The following is a 6,180-nucleotide window of genomic DNA, read 5'->3' as shown; positions in this document are numbered from 1 at the left end:
TGTTGCAATAGATTGGGATGACTTGTGGCTAGGGGTGAAAGGCCAATCAAACTCGGAAATAGCTGGTTCTCCGCGAAATCTATTTAGGTAGAGCGTCAGTCGAATTCTCCAGGGGGTAGAGCACTGGATGGGCTAGGGGTCCTCACCGGATTACCAAACCTAACCAAACTCCGAATACCTGGAAGAACTAACTGGCAGACACACGGCGGGTGCTAACGTCCGTCGTGGAGAGGGAAACAACCCTGACCACCATCTAAGGTCCCCAAGTTATGGCTAAGTGGGAAAGGATGTGAGGATCCCAAAACAACCAGGATGTTGGCTTAGAAGCAGCCATCATTTAAAGAAAGCGTAACAGCTCACTGGTCTAAATAAGGGTCCCTGCGCCGAAAATGTAACGGGGCTAAAGCCATACACCGAAGCTGTGGATTTACTCTTTATGGGTAAGTGGTAGCGGAGCGTTCCGTAAGCCTGTGAAGGGAGACTCGTGAGAGCTCCTGGAGGTATCGGAAGTGAGAATGCTGACATGAGTAACGATAAAGGGAGTGAGAGACTCCCTCGCCGAAAGTCCAAGGGTTCCTGCTTAAAGTTAATCTGAGCAGGGTGAGTCGGCCCCTAAGGCGAGGCCGAAAGGCGTAGTCGATGGGAACCACGTTAATATTCGTGGACCTGTGGGTAGTGACGGATTGTGTGTATTGTAAGGTCTTATTGGATTGATCTTGCAGTGAAGCAGTTCCAGGAAATAGCTCCCACATATAGACCGTACCCGAAACCGACACAGGTGGACTGGTAGAGAATACTAAGGCGCTTGAGAGAACTACGTTGAAGGAACTCGGCAAATTGCACGCGTAACTTCGGAAGAAGCGTGGCCCTCTAGCGGGCAACCGCTAAAGGGTGGCACAAACCAGGGGGTAGCGACTGTTTACCAAAAACACAGGGCTCTGCGAAGTCGCAAGACGACGTATAGGGTCTGACGCCTGCCCGGTGCTGGAAGGTTAAGAGGAGATGTGCAAGCATTGAATTGAAGCCCCAGTAAACGGCGGCCGTAACTATAACGGTCCTAAGGTAGCGAAATTCCTTGTCGGGTAAGTTCCGACCTGCACGAATGGCGTAACGACTTCCCCGCTGTCTCCAACGTAGACTCAGTGAAATTGAACTCCCCGTGAAGATGCGGGGTTCCTGCGGTTAGACGGAAAGACCCCGTGCACCTTTACTATAGCTTTACACTGGCATTTGTGTCTGTATGTGTAGGATAGGTGGTAGACTTTGAAGCAGGGGCGCTAGCCTTTGTGGAGTCATCCTTGAAATACCACCCTTACCGATATGGATGTCTAACCGCAGTCCGTTATCCGGATTCGGGACCGTGTATGGTGGGTAGTTTGACTGGGGCGGTCGCCTCCTAAAGAGTAACGGAGGCGCGCGAAGGTAGGCTCAGAACGGTCGGAAATCGTTTGTTGAGTGCAATGGCATAAGCCTGCCTGACTGTGAGACTGACAAGTCGAGCAGAGTCGAAAGACGGTCATAGTGATCCGGTGGTCCCGTGTGGAAGGGCCATCGCTCAACGGATAAAAGGTACGCCGGGGATAACAGGCTGATGACCCCCAAGAGTCCATATCGACGGGGTTGTTTGGCACCTCGATGTCGACTCATCGCATCCTGGGGCTGGAGCAGGTCCCAAGGGTATGGCTGTTCGCCATTTAAAGCGGTACGTGAGTTGGGTTCAGAACGTCGTGAGACAGTTCGGTCCCTATCTGCCGTGGGTGTTGGAATATTGACAGGACCTGTCCCTAGTACGAGAGGACCGGGATGGATGTATCTCTGGTGGACCTGTTGTGGCGCCAGCCGCATAGCAGGGTAGCTATATACGGACGAGATAACCGCTGAAGGCATCTAAGCGGGAAACTCACCTGAAAACAAGTATTCCCTGAGAACCGTGGTAGACCACCACGTTGATAGGTCAGGTGTGGAAGTGTGGTAACACATGAAGCTTACTGATACTAATCGTTCGATCGGCTTGATCGTTCTCATTTCCTATATTCATTCAATATAAAAAATATAGAAAAAACAGCTTCTCAAACAGCATATGCATTTTGCTGACTTGGTGGTTTTGGCGGAGTGAAAGCACCCGATCCCATCCCGAACTCGGCCGTGAAACGCTTCAGCGCTGATGGTACTTTGCCTTAAGGCACGGGAGAGTAAGTCGCTGCCAGGTCTGCTAAGTGCATAGAGCTCTCTAAACAAAATCTGAAAATAAAAGGCATAAATAAAAATAAAGACATATTTAAGCGTCGACAAAAGATTATGCTTACTCTATCTTTAATGACGCGGGGTGGAGCAGCCCGGTAGCTCGTCAGGCTCATAACCTGAAGGCCGCAGGTTCAAATCCTGCCCCCGCAACCAAATTCACGTACAAATAATTCCATAAAATAACATGACATATGCGCATGGCACTTCGCTTATAATAGCGGGGAAAATTAGTATAAAAATGCACCTAGTGGAAAATGTTATAGAATAATTCTTCACTTAAATATCCATTTCTAAATTAGTTTTATAAAAGTAGGGTTTTATACTTGATAAAAGTTGCGGAAGTGCCGCAGAAGAAAGATATAACGCAGCAACTGCGTCAAGGCTTGTAAGGTTATACTGAAAAATAGGGGTATCGTGTCTGCTGTCCTTGTTTTCGATAAAACGAAAAAAACAGCGAATACCATCTATCGTTCTCAAAAATTCTCTAATATGGGAAAATTTGATAAACACAGATGTATTCTTGTCTGTTCTCAACAAAACTAAAGTTGTTCTATGGACTTCATCACAAACAATCAGATCAAATTCCGGTATAGATGCGGAATTTTACACTTAAGGAATTCTTTAGCGATTCAATCTAAAAGCAAGCTTCTTCCCTCTCTTTTTCGATTTCTTTCATCTTATCCTATGTGCAGCTTGTATCTATCCATCCTCAACACAATGTGCTAAATTTTTGCAAGGAAAAACTGTACACAATTCCTTGGATATCTACACTATTATATATTCCTAACCACTAAAGTAGATTTTGGGTGCCGAGATATCCTATGATCAATTGTGGCAATGTCAATTATAAGGAAAGGCCCTTTGGATGGGTTGCGCATAGATATCAATAGGATATTATTCGTGTGGAATGTAAATATCTTACGCTGAATTGATGTACTGTTTATGGGTGCAGAAATTCGGTGCTGCGCGAGGTTCCACCGCGTAAAAATGCAATACGGTGTAATGGAACTATGCTGCTAGAAAGCTGAATACTCTTTTCTATCTTAAAGTCATGCTTCTCAATCTTTCTCTGAAACTGCTTATGCATCACTTTAGTTTAGAGACTCTAAAAATTTCCCATCAAGCTCTTTATCCATCAAGCTCTTTATAAAGTGCACAAAAATAGCGAAAGATTTCTATCATCATACACTTAAAACTAATCTTTCCAAAAAAGAGCTACAGTATAATCTTTACTGCGCTTATTTTGCACAATGTGTGAACCCTTTACACCAAAGGAAATGGAAGCGATGAATCATTGACTCGTCAAAACGCTTATAAATATTATGGGAATATGAGTGATGAGGCAGTGTTACAAACGCTCCAAGCGGGATGCGCAATACGGTTTGCAAGACGACAAACAAGGAGGTTGGATAGTGAGCGATTTTATCTTTATTGGAGACAATGTCAGAGGAGAGAGAGCCTATGTCACGCATCCCTCTATATCTTAGAGGGTTTTCAAGAAAAATTTACAACAAAAAGCTGTAAACTCCGTACAGCTTTTTGTTGTTGGTTTTATATTTTTTGAATTACAGATTTTTAAAACTTGAAAGTGTCTCTACGGCTTCTGTAGCCATAATAACCACATACACTCGAAATAACGGCACCAATCAGGCTGCCTAAAAAACCCCACCATCCCATATGTGATGCTTTTGTAACAGCTTTATTTGCACTATGACGGGCATCTTTTATCGAGCTATCAAGCTTTTTAGAGAGTTTTTCAGTTTGTTCTTCGAGGGCTGCAATTGCCTGAGAAGTTTTTTTCTCCGCTGTTTTATAAATATGAAGCGCATTGTTGGCAGTTTTTTGTGCTTCCGCATGTGACATGCCATTGTTCATAAGGCCATTGATGATATCGCTTCGATCAAATTTTGCTGTGATAGTTTGTGCACGATCAGAAAGACGATTGCCTAGATCTTTTAAGATGGTGCGGTAGTGAGAAGGATCATTCTTAAAAGCCGTTATTGCAGAACCAATATCGTTGAGAGATGCCTGATAAGACTGTTTTAAGCGTTCAGGGTTAAGAGATGGAATATCACTTTTATCGAGCAATGTGCGCAACTCACCATGTAGTTTATCAAAATCAACACTTTTATCTGTTTGCGGGGTTAAAAACTTTTCAAAGTCTTCGCCATTAAATTTTGAAAAAATGGGGGAAATATTCGTTGTAAAGCTGTCTCGGGTTTGTTGAACCATGGAGCTGTTTGCTAGGGCAGCTTTGGCGCCTAATTTTGCTGTACTTGAAACAACGTGAATGGCTTGGATGGTCATGAGAAGTGTTAAGAGAGCCCAAGTGAGAAAGCCGTGAAGAAATCCAGACGATTCTGCAAAACGTCCAGAAACAAATCCTCCCAAAGAAAGACTAATCAGGGTAATAATAAGAGAGCCAACGCCAAAAGATAAGAAAGAGCCTTCAAAAGGGCTTGAAGAGCTGAAGTCTATTTGGTTTAAGCCTAACGCTGCAACCAAAAAAGAGAGACAGATTGATGTGGCTATGGCTGTCACTAGTCCAGCAAAGATTGCAGACCATGAAATGGGTGTGTAAAAGAGTGGATACTTTTCTTCTGACGAGGTTTCTCCTAAAAAATGTGTATCAAATGATGTTTCTCCTGGAATGTGGGTTTCCATGTCTTTATCTCCTTGAATGATGCTGGAGATAAAATGCATCTTTAGCAATTATGTTCCAAAAGTGAATAAATATGCGCCAAAAATGGGTCGAAAACAATGAAAACAGGCAGCGATTATGATGGATGTTTATCGTAGGGGAGATCAAGGAGTTTTATAATGGGAATATCATAGTGAAATTCATTGAGAAATTTTGCTCAACTGAGCAGTTTATTGAGAATTTGAGTTGATAGAGATGGTTTGAAGAAAAAAACAGAAGGCTGTATAATGAGATTGTTTTGTGAAACGATCGCTTGTTATCTTTGTGATGTTGTGGAATTGGAAAATATTTTCAAATTTTATGAAAACATGCTACCGGTTGTTTTGATAAATTAGTTCTTTTGCGATTGTATCAGAAAGTTTAAAGAGAGGTTGTGTTAGGGTGAAGAATGCTTGGTTCAACTTTTTTAAACAGAGAGAAATATATGGATCGCTTTGTATAGGTTTTGATCCTAGCCATAAAGTTTTGCAATCATGGAACTTAAGCTGTGATTATAGAGGCTTAAAAGAGTTTTGTGATATCCTCTTAACAGCTGTTGTTGGTAAAGTGGGTATCATAAAGCCGCAAGTTGCGTTTTTTGAATTATATGGTGTTGAAGGACTTCAAGCTCTCAAAGAACTCATTGAAAATGCACATGAACAAGGTTTATTGGTTCTGGCTGATGCAAAAAGAGGAGATATCGGCTCTACTGCTGAAGCTTATGGCAAGGCTTGGCTCGGTTCAAACAGCGCGTTTAAAGCCGATGCCATGACAGTCAATTCTTTTTTGGGTTTTGATGCTCTTATTCCTCTGATTAAGACTGCAGAAGAAACAGGAACAGGGGTTTTTGTGGTTGTTCAGTCCTCTAATCCAGAGGGAAAACAAATACAAAATGCGCGCATTGGCGATCAAATACTTTCCGTTCATTTGGCACAACGTATTTGTGATTATAATTCTCGGTCTCCGGTTCTCCATCATAATATTGGCCCTATAGGCGCGGTTATAGGAGCAACGTTGGAATCTGAATCAAAAGACACAATCGAACAGTTAAAAAACAGCTTGTTTCTCGTTCCAGGTATTGGTGCTCAAGGGGGAACAATAACACAACTGACAAATCAGTTTCCACAAAATTTATGGCAGAATATTATTCCTTCAATTTCAAGGTCAATTACGGATGCTGGCCGCAATAGTATTGATTTAAAAACGCGTATCAACGATTTTGCACAAGAAGCTAAAAGCACTCTGATGTCTTGAGG

2 protein-coding genes, 1 tRNA gene and 2 rRNA genes (1 of these 5 only partly in view) are annotated in these 6,180 nt (G+C 42.7%); 4 read left to right on the top strand and 1 reads right to left on the bottom strand.

Translation table 11 applies throughout. From position 1 onward, the window contains the following. From V4B17_RS05610 to V4B17_RS05600, 3 genes are all read left to right on the top strand, one after another. A 23S ribosomal RNA gene (locus V4B17_RS05610) occupies positions 1-2,019 on the top strand; it begins 793 nt to the left of the window's first position. Positions 2,020-2,094: 75 nt separating this feature from the next. Continuing rightward, positions 2,095-2,209 (top strand): 5S ribosomal RNA (gene rrf, locus V4B17_RS05605). 111 nt (positions 2,210-2,320) lie between these two features. Beyond that, a tRNA-Met gene (locus V4B17_RS05600) sits at positions 2,321-2,397 on the top strand. A 1,422-nt stretch (positions 2,398-3,819) separates the two neighbouring features. Here V4B17_RS05600 and V4B17_RS05595 read toward each other — a convergent pair. Continuing rightward, positions 3,820-4,908, bottom strand: a complete 1,089-nt coding sequence (locus V4B17_RS05595) for a DUF3792 domain-containing protein (protein WP_455479094.1) — start codon at positions 4,906-4,908, stop codon at positions 3,820-3,822. Positions 4,909-5,326: 418 nt separating this feature from the next. On the opposite strand from V4B17_RS05595, the gene pyrF reads away from it, so the two are divergent. Then, positions 5,327-6,178, top strand: coding sequence for an orotidine-5'-phosphate decarboxylase (gene pyrF / locus V4B17_RS05590; protein WP_455479192.1), 852 nt, complete (start codon positions 5,327-5,329; stop codon positions 6,176-6,178). Positions 6,179-6,180: the final 2 nt, after the last annotated feature.

The organism is Bartonella sp. B23, assembly GCF_053793815.1.
Note: the sequence above shows the minus strand (reverse complement) of the source record. Positions and strands in the feature narration are given on the sequence as shown.